Origin of the sequence: Telmatospirillum sp. J64-1, from assembly GCF_006980715.1 — a bacterium.
Classification (GTDB): Bacteria; Pseudomonadota; Alphaproteobacteria; order Rhodospirillales; family Magnetospirillaceae; genus Oleiliquidispirillum; species Oleiliquidispirillum nitrogeniifigens.
In genome coordinates this window covers 22,524-38,534 of sequence record NZ_SBHN01000008.1, presented here as the reverse complement: position 1 = coordinate 38,534, position 16,011 = coordinate 22,524, and the positions used below count along the sequence as shown (strand labels likewise).

18 protein-coding genes are annotated in these 16,011 nt (G+C 64.4%); all 18 read left to right on the top strand.

All coding sequences use genetic code 11. From position 1 onward, the window contains the following. The 18 genes from sctJ to EPD66_RS09275 all read left to right on the top strand — a co-directional run bounded on the left by sctJ (position 1) and on the right by EPD66_RS09275 (position 15,989). The gene (sctJ, locus tag EPD66_RS09360; RefSeq protein ID WP_142848238.1) at positions 1 to 777 is read left to right on the top strand and encodes a type III secretion system inner membrane ring lipoprotein SctJ; all 777 of its coding nucleotides are present in this window, start codon (positions 1 to 3) and stop codon (positions 775 to 777) included. 10 nt (positions 778 to 787) lie between these two features. Then, positions 788 to 1,486 carry a SctK family type III secretion system sorting platform protein gene (locus EPD66_RS09355; protein WP_185961327.1) on the top strand — a complete coding sequence of 233 codons (699 nt, stop codon included), beginning with the start codon at positions 788 to 790 and terminating at the stop codon, positions 1,484 to 1,486. Then, a complete protein-coding gene (locus EPD66_RS09350) occupies positions 1,453 to 2,079 on the top strand; it encodes an HrpE/YscL family type III secretion apparatus protein (RefSeq protein ID WP_142848236.1) in 627 nt (208 codons plus the stop codon). Before EPD66_RS09355 ends, EPD66_RS09350 begins: the two co-directional genes overlap by 34 nt. A gap of 17 nt (positions 2,080 to 2,096) precedes the next feature. After that, entirely contained in the window at positions 2,097 to 3,422 is a 1,326-nt protein-coding gene (gene sctN, locus EPD66_RS09345; RefSeq protein ID WP_142848235.1) for a type III secretion system ATPase SctN, read from the top strand. Beyond that, complete coding sequence (locus EPD66_RS09340) at positions 3,419 to 3,934, top strand: YscO family type III secretion system apparatus protein (RefSeq protein WP_142848234.1); 516 nt, start codon at positions 3,419 to 3,421, stop codon at positions 3,932 to 3,934. The genes sctN and EPD66_RS09340 overlap by 4 nt, the downstream gene beginning before the upstream one ends. Then, entirely contained in the window at positions 3,909 to 4,559 is a 651-nt protein-coding gene (locus EPD66_RS09335; RefSeq protein WP_142848233.1) for a type III secretion HpaP family protein, read from the top strand. Before EPD66_RS09340 ends, EPD66_RS09335 begins: the two co-directional genes overlap by 26 nt. Continuing rightward, the gene (sctQ, locus tag EPD66_RS09330) at positions 4,559 to 5,608 is read left to right on the top strand and encodes a type III secretion system cytoplasmic ring protein SctQ (protein ID WP_142848232.1); all 1,050 of its coding nucleotides are present in this window, start codon (positions 4,559 to 4,561) and stop codon (positions 5,606 to 5,608) included. Before EPD66_RS09335 ends, sctQ begins: the two co-directional genes overlap by 1 nt. Continuing rightward, positions 5,605 to 6,255 carry a type III secretion system export apparatus subunit SctR gene (gene sctR / locus EPD66_RS09325; RefSeq protein ID WP_142848231.1) on the top strand — a complete coding sequence of 217 codons (651 nt, stop codon included), beginning with the start codon at positions 5,605 to 5,607 and terminating at the stop codon, positions 6,253 to 6,255. Before sctQ ends, sctR begins: the two co-directional genes overlap by 4 nt. A gap of 25 nt (positions 6,256 to 6,280) precedes the next feature. Further along, a complete protein-coding gene (gene sctS, locus EPD66_RS09320) occupies positions 6,281 to 6,550 on the top strand; it encodes a type III secretion system export apparatus subunit SctS (RefSeq protein WP_142848230.1) in 270 nt (89 codons plus the stop codon). Positions 6,551 to 6,564: 14 nt separating this feature from the next. After that, a complete protein-coding gene (sctT, locus tag EPD66_RS09315; RefSeq protein ID WP_142848229.1) occupies positions 6,565 to 7,350 on the top strand; it encodes a type III secretion system export apparatus subunit SctT in 786 nt (261 codons plus the stop codon). Continuing rightward, positions 7,347 to 8,387 (top strand): type III secretion system export apparatus subunit SctU, encoded by a 1,041-nt coding sequence (sctU, locus tag EPD66_RS09310; RefSeq protein WP_142848228.1) that lies wholly within the window; start codon positions 7,347 to 7,349, stop codon positions 8,385 to 8,387. The genes sctT and sctU overlap by 4 nt, the downstream gene beginning before the upstream one ends. Positions 8,388 to 8,516: 129 nt before the next feature. Then, positions 8,517 to 8,966: a type III secretion system chaperone gene (locus EPD66_RS09305; protein WP_142848227.1), complete on the top strand. Its 450-nt coding sequence runs from the start codon at positions 8,517 to 8,519 to the stop codon at positions 8,964 to 8,966. Positions 8,967 to 8,979: 13 nt separating this feature from the next. Further along, a complete protein-coding gene (locus EPD66_RS09300; RefSeq protein ID WP_142848226.1) occupies positions 8,980 to 10,356 on the top strand; it encodes a hypothetical protein in 1,377 nt (458 codons plus the stop codon). A 27-nt stretch (positions 10,357 to 10,383) separates the two neighbouring features. Beyond that, positions 10,384 to 10,815, top strand: coding sequence for an ATP-binding protein (locus tag EPD66_RS09295; protein WP_142848225.1), 432 nt, complete (start codon positions 10,384 to 10,386; stop codon positions 10,813 to 10,815). Positions 10,816 to 10,838: 23 nt separating this feature from the next. Further along, positions 10,839 to 11,174, top strand: a complete 336-nt coding sequence (locus tag EPD66_RS09290; protein WP_142848224.1) for an STAS domain-containing protein — start codon at positions 10,839 to 10,841, stop codon at positions 11,172 to 11,174. Between the two features lie 47 nt (positions 11,175 to 11,221). After that, positions 11,222 to 12,760: a glutamate-cysteine ligase family protein gene (locus EPD66_RS09285; protein ID WP_142848223.1), complete on the top strand. Its 1,539-nt coding sequence runs from the start codon at positions 11,222 to 11,224 to the stop codon at positions 12,758 to 12,760. Between the two features lie 17 nt (positions 12,761 to 12,777). Next, a complete protein-coding gene (locus EPD66_RS09280) occupies positions 12,778 to 14,829 on the top strand; it encodes a SpoIIE family protein phosphatase (RefSeq protein WP_142848222.1) in 2,052 nt (683 codons plus the stop codon). Then, complete coding sequence (locus EPD66_RS09275) at positions 14,826 to 15,989, top strand: ABC transporter substrate-binding protein (protein ID WP_221930941.1); 1,164 nt, start codon at positions 14,826 to 14,828, stop codon at positions 15,987 to 15,989. Before EPD66_RS09280 ends, EPD66_RS09275 begins: the two co-directional genes overlap by 4 nt. The last annotated feature ends 22 nt before the right edge of the window (positions 15,990 to 16,011 follow it).

Below are 16,011 nucleotides of genomic sequence, written 5' to 3'. Positions count from 1 at the left end.
ATGCTTTCATTTCTCGGCCGTCTTCGTGCGGTATTCCTGCTGGGCTTCCTGGCTGTTTCCGTGGCGGCCTGCGGCGATCGCGTCGAATTGCTGTCGGCCATTTCCGAACAGGAAGCCAACGAAGTGCTGTCCGCCCTGCTTTCGGTGGGGATCCAGTCGCAGAAGGTTCCCGGCAAGGACGGCCTGGTCAGCATCACCGTGGATGGTTCCCAGGTCGCCCACGCCCTGGCCGTCATGCGCGCCAGCGGCCTGCCGCGCCAGCAATTCGCCCGCATGGGCGATGTCTTCCGCAAGGAAGGGCTGATCTCCTCGCCGCTGGAGGAACGCGCCCGCTACGTCTATGCCCTGTCCCAGGGACTGGCGGAAACCATCTCGCAGATCGACGGCGTCATCACCGCCCGCGTCCATGTGGTCCTGCCCGACCGCGCGCCGGGAACCGGCGAGCAGCAGGCTCCCTCTTCGGCGGCGGTGTTCATCAAATACAAGGAAGTCTACGACCTCGACAGCGTGGTGCCGCAGATCAAGCGCCTGGTGACCAACAGCATCGCCGGGCTGAATTACGACAACGTCTCGGTCATCCTGGTGCCCTCCATGGAAAGCGCGCTGCTCGCCCCGATCAGCGAGATCGGCGGCGACGGCCAGGGCAATCCGATGATCCTGGCGGCCATGGCGGCGCTGGGCGTGCTGGCGCTGGCAGGCTTCGGCGCGGCGGGTGGCATGTATTGGATGTGGCGCATCCGTCCCAACCGGCAGGGCGCCGATGCAGCCCGATCCTGATACGGGAGGGATGAGCCGGCTTGCCGCCATGATGGCGGCCCGCGACCCGCTGTTCCGCCTGATCTACCAGTTCAATCTCTTCCCCAGCCGCTACATCCATGCGAGCTGGGTCGACGTCATGTTCGAGCCGAGCCTGTGGCAGCGCATGGCGGCAACCCGGCGCTGCGAGGCCGCGCTCAATCGCGTGCTGCTGCAGGAACTCTCGCTCGAAGACAGCTTTCCCGTCGATTTTTCGGCCCCGGCCGCGCGGGTCGGACTGCTGGACCAGGAAAGCCTGTCCCGGCTGAGCCTGTATCTGGGCCTCACCCTCGACCATTCCAGCATCCGCCGGGTGATTCACGGCCCCAGCGTCGCCGTCTTGCGCCAGACCCTGGGCGACGACGCCTTCCTGTTCGCGGTGCAGCGCGCGCCGCTGCTGGCACCGCCGCCGGGGTTGCTGTCCCCTTCCCTCCTCCCCGAATCCGATCCGTCGGACGAACCGGGCGCCATGCTGGGCCGCTTCCAGGCCATCGGCCGCCGGGTCCTGGCCATCGCCCTTGGCGGGCTGCCGCCCGACATCCTCAAGCGCTTCCGCCTGAAGCTGCCTTATGACCCGGACATGGATTTCTCGGCCTCGGATGCGTCGCCCCAGACGCAGGTCCTGCTGAACCGCGTTTTGAAGGAGACAGAGCCGCAATGGGCTTTCTTGTTCGCGCCAACGACCGCCTGATCCGCTTCGCGCCCGAAGGCAAGGTGCTGAAGGCCCGCGACCACCTGGTCTTCCTCCAGGCCGAGGAGGTGCTGGACCGCGCGCTGGTGCAGGCCCGCCAGATCCTGGATGCGGCGCAGACCGGCTATGACCTGGAATGCAAGCGCGGCTATGCCGACGGCCAGGAAGAGGCCAAGCTGGAGGCGGCCGAGCACATGATCGACACCGTCAGCCGGGCCATCGACTATTTCGGCAAGATCGAGACCCGCGTGGTCGAGCTGGTGCTGACGGCCCTGCGCAAGATCCTGTCGGAATTCGACGAGCGCGAGCGGGTCGTGCAGGTGGTCAAGAACGCCCTGTCGGTGGTGCGCAACCAGAAACAGGTGACCCTGCGCCTGAACCCCGCCCAGGCGGACATGGCGCGCGAGCGGATCAACGACCTGCTGTCAGCCTATCCCGCCATCGGCTTCCTGGAAATCACCCCCGACGCCCGCTTGCGGCCCGATGCCTGCATCATCGAAAGCGAGATCGGCTCGGTCGAGGCCGGGATCGAGGTCCAACTGGACGCCATCCGCCGGGCCTTCGAGAAAAGCCTCGGCAGCCGGCACGGCTAGGACAGGATCAGCACGCCATGCGGCAGTTCGACTATATCATCGATCTGATGGAGATCGCCCTGACCGACACCCCGACCATGCATGTCAAGGGGCGGGTGGTGCAGGTTGTCGGGACCATCATCAAGGCGGTCGTGCCGGCGGTGAAGATCGGCGAGGTCTGCCTCCTGCGCAATCCGGGCGAGAATTTCGAGATGCAGGCCGAGGTGGTGGGGCTGAGCCGCGACGCCGCCCTGCTGACCCCCATCGGCGACATGTTCGGCATCTCGACCGCGACCGAGGTCATTCCCACCGGCCGCACCCATCTCGTCCCGGTCGGGCCGGGATTGCTGGGGCGCGTGCTCGACGGCCTGGGCCGCCCCATCGACACCAAGCAGCGCGGGCCGCTGGAGGCCGAGCAATATTATCCCGTCTACCAGGATGCCCCCGACCCGCTGACCCGCCGCGTCATCAGCCAGCCCCTGCCGCTTGGCGTGCGCGTGCTCGACGGCCTGCTGACCTGCGGCGACGGCCAGCGCATGGGCATCTTCGCGGCGGCGGGCGGCGGCAAGTCCACCTTGCTGGGCATGCTGGTCAAGGGCGCCGAGGTCGATGTCACCGTTCTGGCCCTGATCGGCGAACGCGGCCGCGAAGTGCGCGAATTCCTGGAACATGAACTGGGCGAGGAAGGCCGCCGCAAATCGGTGATCGTGGTCGCCACCTCGGACAAGTCCTCGATGGAACGCGCCAAGGCCGCCTATGTGGCCACCGCCATCGCCGAGTATTTCCGCGATCAGGGCAAGCGCGTCCTATTCCTGATGGATTCGGTGACCCGTTTCGGCCGCGCCCAGCGCGAGATCGGCTTGGCCGCCGGCGAGCCGCCGACCCGCCGCGGCTATCCGCCGTCGGTCTTCGCCACCCTGCCCAAGCTGATGGAACGCGCCGGCACCAACGACAAGGGCTCGATCACCGCCCTTTACACCGTGCTGGTCGAAGGCGACGACATGAACGAGCCTATCGCCGATGAAACCCGCTCCATCCTCGACGGCCATATCATCCTGTCGCGCAAGCTGGCGGCGGCGAACCACTATCCCGCCATCGACGTGCTGGCCAGCGCCAGCCGCGTGATGAACAACGTCACCACGCCCGAACACCGCGCCTCGGCCGGGCGCATCCGCGAATTGATGGCGAAATACAAGGAAGTCGAACTGCTGGTGAAGATCGGCGAGTACAAGCGCGGCGCCGACCGGGTCACCGACGAGGCCCTGGACAAGATCGATTCCATCAACGCCTTCCTGCGCCAGCGCACCGATGAACGGGTCGCCTTCGCCGATACGCTGGCGCATATGGACAAGCTGGTCAAATGAGCGTCTTCACGGAATTGCTGCGGATCAAGGAATTCCGCGAGACGCAGGCGGAAACAGAAGTCCAGCGCCGCCGCGTCCTGTTGGCCGAGGCCGCCGAGGCGGTCGAAACCCTGAACCGCAAGCTCGAAGAATACCGGATCTGGAGCCTGGAACACGAACGCGGCCTCTATGCCGATCTTTGCACCCGGCTGGTGAAGCTGCGCGAGATCGAGGAATTGCAGCATCGCGTGGCCGATTTGCGCAACCAGGAACGCAACCTGGAACAGGGCATCCTGGATGCGGAAAAGCAGCGTCACCAGGCGACGTCGGCACTCGACACCGCCGTCGAACGCCTGCGCGACGCCGAACGCCAGAAGGGCAAGTTCACGGAACTGGCCCGCATTTATTCCGAAGAAGCCCGTCTCGAACTGGAACGGATGGAGGAACTGGAAATGGAAGAATTCCAGACCCCCGACCGCGACGACGAATGGCAAGGGGGAGAAGAAGATGAGTCAGATTCCGCCTTCCATTAACGGCCTGGGGGCCGGAACCGGAACAGGCAGCCCGTCCGACGGCCTCTCGAACGAACGGCGCCCGGCCGATGGCGGCGACACCCGGCATTTCGACGAGATGATGCGCGGCAACCGGGAACGCGAACCGGGCGGATCGAAAGACTCCGGCACGGGCCAGCAGGATGGCGGGGGCGAGCAGCCGCAATCGCTGCCCAATCCCTTCGACCTGCTGCGCCCGGGAACGATGCCCAGTACGGCCCCCGCCGCAGCGCCTTCACCGCTTGCCTCCGCCGACCTCACCGCTTTGGCAGATACGGTGGCCGAGCGGATCCTGGTCTCGGACGAAAATGCCGATGGCAGCCAGGAAGTGCGCATCCAGTTGAAGGAAAACGTCCTGCCCGGCACCGAGATCAGGCTGCGGCATGAGGGCGGCCGTCTGGTCGTGGAACTCGTCTGCGCCAATGCCGACAGCCTGCGCTTCCTGGACAGCCAGCGCGACGGCCTGAGCAGCCTGCTCAACAGCCGCCTGAAGGACGAGGTGCAGGTGCGCGTGACGCCCGCCGGGCCCGGCGAAGGCAGCGGCCAGCCGCAGGACGGCCGGTCCCGTGAGGAATATCTGGCCGAAGATGAAGACGGTAAGAAGTGATGCTTGACCTTCCGCAGCTTTCCTCGGTCGAGGCCGGATATTTCAATCGCCTGGCCGGACATTCCGGCGCCGCGGCGATTCCCTTCCTGGGCAGCCGGTGGGATTTCCGCCTCGACCTGCAGGCCGAATACGACGAGACCGAGCGGCCGAGCTTCCATCTCGCCATCGATCTCGGCGGCGCCAAGCTGGGCATCGCGGTCGAACAGGCCGTCTTCGCCGAAATGCTGCGCAGTTTCGATCCCGGCGGCGACCCGGCCTCCATGCCCGAGGCCCTGCTGCTGGCGCTGAGCGAACTGGCCTTTGCCGACATCACCACCGCCCTGGAGAAATTGTGCGGGCACGACGTCCGCATCATTGCCGGGGGCCTGTCGCCGCATCTGCCCCGGGGCCGCCATGCCCTGGGCTTCCACCTCCGGCGCCAGGACGGCAGCCGCAGCATCACCGGCCGCATCACCGCCGACACGCCGGGCCTGGCCGTCATCGCCGACCTGGCGCTTCACTTGCCGAAGCCGGTGGCGGAAACCGGCTGGGAAGATCTGCCCCTGCCCTTGCGCCTGGATGTCGGCTGGGTCGATCTGGGCCTGTCGGAGCTGCGCTCTCTCGAACGCAACGACATCCTGCTGCTGGACGACACCAGCCTGATCGAAAACGACCGGCTGATCCTGCGCCTGACCTCCAGGATCGCGCTGAAGGCGCGGCTGGAGGGCACGACATTGACCATTGAAGACATCATGAGGACCGCCATGACCGAGGATCCCGCCACGCCGCCGGCCGCAGACCAGGAAGTCGTCTCGGAAAACAATGCCGAGCCTCTTCTGCCGTCTCTTGACGACGTCGAGATCCGCCTGACCTTCGACATCGGCCACCAGACCCTGACCCTGGCGGAGCTGCAGGCCCTGGCGGCGGGCTTCACCTTCGACCTGGGGCATGATCCGCGCCGCGCCGTCAATATCCGCGCCGGCGGCAAGCTGGTGGGCCGGGGCGAACTGGTGCAGGTCGACGAGCGGATCGGTGTGCGGGTCGTCACCCTTTCAGGTGCGGTCGAATGACCCAGTTGCCCGATCCCTTAGTCCTCGCCGCCTTTCTGGCGGTGGTCGCGCTTGTGCCCTTCCTGGCCATCATGGTCACCTCCTTCGTCAAGCTCGCCATCGTCCTGTCGCTGGTCCGCAATGCCCTGGGGGTGCAGCAGATTCCGCCGAACATGGCGATCTACGGCCTGGCGATCATCCTCAGCGTCTACATCATGGCCCCCGTCGGCTACGCTATCGCCGAGGGCATCCGCGGCCTGAATGTGGACCTCAGCACCAGTGAAGGCGTCATGATGGCGCTGGAAACGGGGTCCGAACCGCTGCGCGAATTCCTCATGCGCCACACCTCGGCGGCGCAGCGGGAATTCTTCCTGCATACGGCGACCCGCCTCTGGCCGGCCGAAATGACCGAAACCCTGACCGCCGACAGCTATTTCATCCTGGCCCCGGCCTTCACCGTTTCGGAACTCACCCTGGCCTTCCAGATCGGCTTCCTGTTGTATCTGCCCTTCGTCGTCATCGACCTGATCGTGTCCAACATCCTGCTGGCCATGGGCATGATGATGGTGTCGCCGATGACGATCTCGCTGCCGCTGAAACTGTTCCTGTTCGTCATGGTCGACGGCTGGTCGCGCCTGATCGAGGGCCTTGTCCTCAGTTACGCCTGAGCGCCCGAAGGGGGGGCACAACATCATGAATGAAGCGGATATCGTCGGCTATCTGGCGCGCGGCCTGATCCTGGTCCTGCTTCTGTCCCTGCCGCCGATCATCGTCGCCTCGGTGGTCGGCACGCTGGTCAGCCTGCTGCAGGCCCTGACCCAGGTCCAGGAACAGACTCTGTCCTTCGGCTTCAAGCTGGTCGCCGTGGGCGTGACCATCTTCATCACCGCCCCGTGGCTGGGCGGCGAGCTGTACCGCTATACTCTCACCCTGTTCACCACTTTCCACGAAGTGGTCCGGTAAGGCGGGCATGTGATTTGGCCGAACTAGGCGACATCCGGGTCTTCATCCTGACCTTTGCCTTCGCCATGCCGCGCATCCTCGGCATGTTCACCGTCCTGCCCTTCTTCTCGCAGCAGGCCCTGCCCGGCATCCTGCGCATGGGGGTGGCCGCCTCCCTGTCGCTGATGGTCGCGCCGCTCGTCATTCCGGCGGCGTCACGGCCCGACCTGGACGGCCTGCTCATCGCGGCCATCGTTCTCAAGGAAGTCCTGATCGGCTTCCTGCTCGGCTATCTGGTGGCGATCCTGTTCTGGGGCATCGAAGCCATCGGCTTCTTCATCGACAACCAGCGTGGCGCGACCATGTCCAGTTCGATGAATCCCTTCACAGGGGTGGATACTTCGATCCTGGGCATGCTGCTCAACCAGGCTATCACCGTCTTCTTCTTCACCAGCGGCGCCTTCCTGCTGCTGTTGGCCGGACTGTACGAGACCTACGCGCTGTGGCCGGTGGATTCCTTCTGGCCGCGCTTCCATTTCGGCGATTCGCTCTTCTTCCTCGGCCAGTTGGACCGCCTGATGTATCTGGGGATCATCTTCGCCTCTCCGGTCATCATCGCCATGTTCCTGTCCGAACTGGGGCTGGCGCTGATCAGCCGCTTCGCCCCGCAGCTTCAGGTCTTCTTCCTGGCCATGCCGATCAAGAGCGCCGTCGGCGTGCTGGTCCTGGCCATCTACGTCCAGTTCCTGTTCGACTACATGGGCCCGGAACTGACCCTGGCGGTCGATCTGGCCGAGATGGCGCGGCGGCTGTTCCCATGAGCGAAAAGACAGAACAGCCAACAGCCAAGAAACTGCGCGAGGCCCGCGAGAAGGGCGAAGTCGCCTACAGCAAGGACTTCACCCAGACCATCCTGATCCTGGTGATCTTCGGCTATTTCCTGGGTAACGGCGCCAATATCGTCGAAGACATGGGCAAGCTGATCGCCCTGCCGGGCGCCGCCCATGACCTGCCCTTCGAGATGGCGCTCGACATCGTCGGCCGGGAAGTCCTCAGCCTGTCCCTGCGCATCCTCGCCCCCCTGCTGGTCATCGTCATCGCGGTGGGCATCTTCGCGGACATGATGCAGGTCGGCGTCACGCTGGCCTTCAAGGCACTGATGCCCAGCGCCAAGAAACTGAACGTTCTGGCGAACGCCAAGAACATGGTCTCGAAGAAGAATCTGGTGGAATTCGCGAAATCCATCGTCAAGGTGGTATTTCTCTCCGTCCTGATCTATCTCGTGGTGCGAAGCTCCCTGGACGGCCTGATGCGGGTGCCGCCCAGCGGCCTGCCGGGCGTGATGGGGGTGCTGGGCAAGCTGGTCGGCCAAGTGATGGCCTATACCGCCGTCGCCTATATCGTCGTCGCCGCCTTCGACTTCGCCTTCCAGCGCTTCAACCACACCAAGCAATTGATGATGAGCAAGGACGAGGTGAAGCGGGAATACAAGGAGATGGAAGGCGACCCGCATATCAAGGGCAAGAGGAAGCAGCTTCACCAGGAAATGATGACCACCAACATGGTGGAGAAGACACGAAAGGCATCGGTCGTGGTCACCAATCCAACGCATATCGCCGTCGCCCTCTATTACGACAAGGACGAAACGCCCCTGCCGGTGGTCCTGGCGAAAGCCGAGAACCTGATCGCCAAGCGCATCGTCGAAATCGCCAAGGAAGAAGGCATCCCGATCATGCGCAACGTGCCCTTGGCCCGCGCGCTGTTCGAGGAAGCCGAAATCGATCAATACGTGCCCTCGGACCTGCTGGAACCGGTGGCGGAAGTGCTGCGCTGGGTGCAGCAGCTGGAGCAGGAATAACCGCCGTTCCACTGTGTCGCGCTGACTTTCGTGAAATTCGCGAGTCACGGGAACCAAAAGGGTGCTTCGCGCCACAAAGACAAAGAACCGCAATGGCGTCCGGTTCCGGATGCAGAGAAGGATTTTGTCATGACCGCGCGCAACCTGCTGCTTGAACTCGGCCAACGCCTCAATCTCGGACAGATCGAGATCGATCCGGACGGCACCTGCCTGCTGGTCTTCGACAAGGATCTCGAGGTCGAGATGCTGGCAGACGACGCCAAGGGGCGGCTGATGATGATGTCCTGGGTGGGATATGCCCCGCACGAAGACCGGGAAGCCCTCTTCCGCGATCTGCTGTCGGCCAATCTGCTGGGGCGCGGCACCGGCGCGGCGGTCCTCGGCTTCGATCACTTGCGCGATATGGTGACCCTGCACCGCGACCTTCCCGCCACCACCGAGATCGAACAGGCGGTCGGCGCCCTGGAAGCCTTTGTCAATTACCTGCAGGCCTGGCGCACCCATCTGACCGAGCTGGCCTCTGCCGCGCCGGAAACGGCCCAGGCCGATACCGCGATGCCTTTCGGCCTCCGGGCCTGAAAAGGGGATGTCCATGAATAGCATCGGCAATGCGCTGAATAGCGGCCTCCGCTCCCTGGGGGAAGCTGCGCAAGGGGCCGCGCGGGCTGTCGGCAATACCATCGGCAGCCTGGGTGAACGAACCGTCACGGCCGCCAAAATCGCCAGTGGCGCCCTGCTTCAGGCCGGAACGGCCGTGTTCGAGGGCATCAAGGCGATCGGTCGCGCCATCGGTGATCGCGTCGCCCAAGCTTTCAGTGGCGAAGCCCGCGCCGCCCGGCAGCTCCAGTCGGCGGAACGGCATCTGTCTCATGTCTCCCAGAACGCGGTGGACGCACTTGCCCGCCAGCCCAATGCCAACATCCTGGCGAAACTTGCCATGCATTTGGACGCCGCCGCCGGCAAGGTGACCGAGCGCGGTGGAAACGGCGTGGCGTCGATGCAACAGATGCTGGGCCAAGCCCTCGCCGACTTGCCCCTCGGTGATAGCATCAAGGCCGCCAATGCCCTGAACGCCGTCAACGACGCCCAGATCCGTCAGGGAATACAGGCGGAGGTCGACCGCGCCGTCATCATCCAGGAACAATTGGTCGAAGCGGGCTTGATGGATCCCGAACCCTTCGATGCCGAGGCCGTGGTGAACGACAGGATGGCCGCCCTGACAATGCTGCGGGAAGCGGTCACGCAGCATGCCGAGCAGCAAGGCGTGGCGCATCTTTCCCATTTTGCCGAAAACAACACCTTCGGCGCGGATTTCAACGCCGTCAGGGGAAGCGATATTCCCGGCGCCACGTTCGCTGCCGCCCTGGAGCGGATCGATCGGGGCGGTGCCGAGATGATGAATTCGCTCAACGGCTATCTGCCCAATATCCTGAACGGCAGCAAAGACTCCAGCAAGCCAAGTCCCCTCGACGCACGGGTCTGCCAAGCCTTCATGACGGACGTGCCGCGCCTCAACATCACCCTGGACGGCATGCCCCTGTCCAAGGATAAGGCCGAGGCCGCAGAGATGCTGCACCAATGGACCGGCGGCGATGCCGGCCTGACCATGCAATTGTCGCGCATGCTCAATTCCGAGATCCTGCACGGCGTGATCGCCGCAAGCCGCGAGGTCAACAGCGCCGGCCTCCCCCTTGGCCGGACCTACGAAGGCTCGCAGAGCAGCATTGCCCTGGCCCGTAACGAAGACGGCTCGGTTCGTCTCGAGGCCAATGCGCGTCAGGAATATTCCCGCTGGATTTCGCTCACGCCTGAAAGCCAGGAGGACCTGCCCCTCGATCCGTCGGCCAGCTTCCGCGCCCTCTCCCTGTCCCTGAGCGCCACTCCCCAGCAACTGGCCTCGGGCACCGCCGACATCGTGGGCCAGCCGCTGTTCCACGAGCGCTTGGTCCCCACTTGGGACGGCGTCTAGGACCACGGGAAGGAAAGCGTCTCCGCCATGACCACGATCACCCTGCCGGTCTCCGATGGATTGCGCGGCATCCCGCCGGTCCTCGACACGCTGGCCGAATTGTGCGAGGCCCAGGGCCTGGCGCCCCAGGTGGCGATGCGCCTGACCCTGGCGCTGGACGAAGTGCTGACCAATGTCGTCAGCTACGGCTTCGAGCCGGACCAGGCACAGGACATCTCCGTTTCCTTCACGATCGAAGACGGCTGGCTGGAAACCATCGTCAGCGATGGCGGCCGTCCCTTCGACCCCCTCAGCCTGCCTCCGCCCGACCTGGACGCTTCCCTCGACGAGCGCCAGGTCGGCGGCCTGGGCATCCATTTCATGCGTCAATTGATGGATAATGTCAGCTATCAATACAGCAATGGCCGGAATATTCTGACCATGAAAAAGAACCTTGTCCAACAATGCCCAACCAAATGAAGCAGGCGAAGGAAGACTAAGTCATGGCTATCAATGTCACGGTCCTGGATACGCATGTGGTGTTCGCGCCCCAAGGCAGGATCGACAGCAACAATGCGGCGGAAGCGGAAAGTACCATCATCGGCAATATCGACGGCGGCGCCGAACGCGTGGTCTTCGATTTCGGCCAGTTGGACTACATCTCCAGCGCCGGTCTGCGCGTCATCCTGGTCGCTGCCAAGAAGATCAAGGCCAAGCGCGGCAAGCTGGCCATCTGCAGCATGAAAGCCTCGATCCGCGAAGTCTTCGAGATGAGCGGTTTCCTGTCGATCCTCACCGTCTGCGACACGCCCGAAGCGGCGCAAGCAGCCGTCGTCTAATCACCCCCACACGGCAATGTGATGTGAGGGATGCAAAAGGTGGCATCGTGACCAAGCCGTTCCGGCAAATGCGCACCAGCCTGGGAGTGGAAATCGAAATGGCGTTGGCCCGTCTTCACGACGGGACCTCCCATTGCGTCGGACCATTCTTCCAGGCCCTGCGGACGATCAAGCAGACCCAGGGGGAAGGTGCCACCTTGTCGCAGGTGGAAGGGCGGGACATCGCGGTGAACTCGCCCCTGGTCTGCACATCCCTCGACAATGCCTTCAACAACCTGGAATCGGCGATCGGTCCGGTCGTGGCGGACGGCGCCGAGTCCGGCCTGCATGCCCTCGACGCGATGATCCGCCGCGAATTGCGCGACATCACCGCGGCCTTGGCGGCCGAAGGTGCGGGCATCCTGAACCTGTCCCAGCACCCGGCCCTCGCCATCGACGAAGACCTCTACAAGGCGGTGCGGGCGCCCAAGGCCATCTATGATTACTGGGTTGATTATCGCGGCTGGGATCACAAGGTCGGCATCGACGCCAAGGCCCAGAACGGTCCCACCACCGGCATTGGCATCCGCGACGCGGTGGCGGCATTGAATGTGATCCTGGCGGCCAGCCCCGCCTTCATCGCTTTGTTCGCGAACAGCCCGTTCGAGAACGGGCGGGAGACGGGCTACAAGGAAACCCGCCTGACCATCTGGCCGCGCATGTTCGCCAAGAGCCGGTTTCCGGCAGACGACCAGTTGCACCGCCTGCCGTCGCGACCCTTCGCCGATCTGCGCGACTATTTCGCCTGGATGTTCGGCCCCCACACCCATATGCAGATCATCCCCCGAGGCGGCGGGCATGATTACAAATGCATGCGCGAAGTGGTGCGCGTTGCGGGCGATCCGGCGCTGCTCGAGTTCCTGAAGCAGCCCTCCTGGCAGGCTACCCATCTTGCCCACGGCACCGACCTGACCGTCACGCCCAGCCTGCGCCATCTGGAATTCCTGCAATTCAGCCAGTTTATCGACGCCCGCATCCGCTACGGCTTTGCGGAGGAACCCTCCGTCGAGGACTTCTTCGCGGCGTGGAACAGCCGCGAGGGCCTGGAACCGCTTTTCGAGCGCACGACCGCTTATTGCTATATCGAGGGACGCTCCCCCGGCGCCAATTTCCCCGACCGCGACCTGCTCGACCGGCAGGGCGAGGGGGCGGCCGCCTCGGTCACCATCGCCCCCAGCGCCCTGCAGATGGGGCTGTTGCGCAATCTCTCCACCGCCCGGCACTGGCTGGAAAAGCTGGACTGGAGCATCCTTCCGGCCCTGCGCGAGGCGGCAATCCGCGACGGCATGGCCGGCGAGGCCGGCGGCCTGCGTCTGCGCGACCTCTGCGAGGCCGTGATCGACCTCGCCGCCGACGGTCTTGCGGCGCATGAACACTGGATGCTGGCCTATCCCCAGAGGGTTCTGCGGGATGGACAAAGCGGCGCGGATCGCGCGCTTGCCCAATACCATTCCTTCCACGGCAGTTCCGAGGCGCGGCTACGGCGCCTTTGCGAATGGCGTCAGGCGGTCGTCGTTCCGGCACCGGCTCCACTCGTGGCGGCATAAGGCACTGAGTCCGGACCATGTTTCTGTATTCCATCAAGACCAAGATCTTCCTTGCCGTCACGCTGATCCTGGCGGCCGTGGCCGGTTTCGTCATGACCTCGTCCCGCTTCACGGTGGAAACCGAAGTGGTCGAGGCCGAACGGCGCTCGGGCGAGAACATCCTCAGCCTGGTCGAAGACAATATCCGGGGCCGCTACCGCACCTTACTCAAGGACAAGGTGGCGACCATCCAAAGCTACAAGGAACAATTCCGCGATTTCGACCGCGTGGTCCTGAACACGCTGGAGCGTTTCGCCCAACTGGCCGATCAGGGCCTGGTGACGGAAGACGAGGCGCGCGCCATGGCACTGCGCTGGCTGTCGGAAACGCGGCCAGCATCCGGCGATTACCTGATCGCCTTCGACAGCGACAACCGGGCCATCGTCTCGCCCGATCCGGCCCGCCTGAACACCGACATCTCCGCCTTCCTCGACGTCAAGGGCCGCAGCGTCGCCGCCGCCGCTCGGGACGAGACGGAACGCTACGGCGACACCTTCCTGACCTATCACTGGCCCGCCTATGGCGAGGACAGGACCGAGGCCAAGTTCGGCCATTTCGTGCTGTTCCGGCGCTGGGGCTGGGTGATCGGCTCGGTCGGCGACGTCGCCCGCGTCGAAGCCGAAGTGGGGCGCAAGCTTTACCAGCTTGAAGTGGAACTGGGCGAAACCCTGCCCAGCATCCAGATGGCCGGGCGCGGCAGCATCTTCATCTTCGACAGCGACGGCCGCATGGTGATCCCGCCCAACCCCGATTCACCGGGCGCCGGGGCGACGGCAATGCTGGACGATCTCGCCACGCTTGCGCGGCAGGGCAGCAGGCAGGAAAACGAGGTACTGCCGCTGACTACGCCGCAAGGCGAGGCGCTGGAGGCCCGCGCGATCTATATCAAGCCGCTGGACTGGTATATCGCCTCGATCGTCTCCCGCGATGCCATGCGCGCCCCTGCCGAAGCGCTGGTCGCCGGACAGGCCCGCATCTTCCTGGCCGCCTTGGCCGTCGGGCTACTTTTCGCCTATCTCTTCGCCCATCGCATCGCCCTGCCCCTCAACCGCCTGACCGCCTATGCCAAGACCCTGCCCGAAACCGATTTCGAGGCCGGTTCCCGCGCCAAGGAGGGCACACCCGACCTGCCGGTGGGACGCAAGGACGAATTGGGGCGGCTGGCCGAGGCTTTCGTCTTCATGGAAGAAAGCCTGCTGCGCAACGTGCGCTCGCTGATGAACGCCACTGCGGCCCGCCAGCGGATCGAAGGCGAGCTGACGGTCGCCCGCGACATCCAGATGGGCCTGCTGCCCAAGGTCTTCCCGGCCTATCCCGACCGCCCCGAGATCGACCTGTTCTCGGCCCTGGAATCGGCCAAGGAAGTCGGGGGCGACCTGTTCGATTTCTACTTCCTGGACGAGAACCGGCTGTGCTTCACCATCGGCGACGTGGCCGGCAAGGGCGTACCGGCCGCCCTGTTCATGGCGATCACCAAGACCCTGATCAAGGCGGCCTCGGAACGCGATGGCGATCCGGCCCGGATGCTGGCCAAGGTCAATGACGACCTCAGCCGCGACAATCCCAATTCCATCTTCGTCACCCTTGTCATCGGCATCCTGGACCTCCGCACCGGACAGGTGCACTACGCCAATGGCGGGCATAACCCGCCCATGATCCGCCGCCAGGACGGCCGGATCGAAACCCTGCGGGACATCAGCGGTCCGGCGGCGGGCGTCTTCGAGGACATGGACTATTCCCCGCTTGAAGTAAAACTGGAGCCGGGCGATACACTTCTTCTGTATACCGATGGTGTGACCGAAGCCATGAACCCGGCCAATGATCTCTACGGCGAGGAACGCCTAGTGCATCTGCTTGAACAACGCGAATGCGCCGATGCCGAACCCCTGGTCGCGCAGATCATGGAGGACATCCAAATTCATGCCGATGGCGCCGAACAATCCGACGATATCACGATCATGGCGATCGGGTTCCGGGGAGCCGCAGCCTCGGTTCTCGTGGACGGCGCCAAGAAGGAAGTAACTGTATGAGGATGAAATTCTCCCTTCTGGCCATGCTCGGCCTGCTCGTCGTCCTGGCGGTGGGCCAGCCGGTCCAGGCCTCGGACGCCGACCGCCTGCCGGCCACGCCGACTCTCAACGACGGCAAGAAGTGGCGCCTCGGCTATTACGAGGGCGGGCAATATCCCGATTACGAGATCATCCTCAAGGCCACCGTCCGCGGCCTGATCTCGCTGGGCTGGATGGAGCCCCTGGAACTGCCGCCCGAGAATGATCCCACCGCCGGCGGCTTCTGGAACTATCTGGTCGAGCATGCCGTCAGCGATTATCTCGAATTCCTGCCCGACGGCTATCACAGCGCCGGTAATTTCGACCGTGATCTGCGCGTCACCACCCGCGAAGCCCTGATCCGGCGCCTCAAGCAGAACGGCGACATCGACCTGATGATCGCCATGGGGACCTGGGCCGGTCAGGATCTGGCCAATGACAATCATGCCGTTCCGGTGGTGGTGGCGTCGACCAGCGACCCCATCGGGTCGGGCATCATCAAATCGGCGGAAGATTCCGGTTTCGACCATGTCCATGCCAAGGTCGAGCCGGACCGCTATGCCCGTCAGGTCGAACTGTTCCACGACACGATCGGCTTCACGCGCCTGGGCGTGGTCTACGAGGACAGCGCCGAGGGCCGAACCTTCGCCGCCATCGACGCCATCGAAAACACCGCCGCCGAACGCGGTTTCGAGATCGTACGCTGCCTCGCCCCCTTCAACGACGTGACGCTCCAGGAAGCCGAGGCCCGGGTCATCGCCTGCTACGAAGAACTGAGCCGTTCGGCCGATGCCGTCTACCTGACCGTCCACCGGGGCCTGAACGACAACAGCCTGCCCCATGCCATCGAGCCGCTGATCGCCGCCGAAGTCCCGTCCTTCTCGATGCTGGGCGAGACGGAAGTCCGCCAGGGCGTGCTGATGAGCGTGGCCCAGGGCAATTACATCTATGTCGGCCAGTTCCACGCCGAAACCATCGGCCGCATCTTCAACGGCGCCAAGCCGCGCGATCTGTCACAGACCTGGCTGGCCCCGGCCAAGATCGCCCTGAACCTGAAGACGGCCGAATTGATCGGCTACGACCCGCCGGTCGATATCCTGATGGCCAGCGACGAGATCTTCCAGACCATCTCCACCCGCTAGATCGCGGTCTCATTGTAGCCGG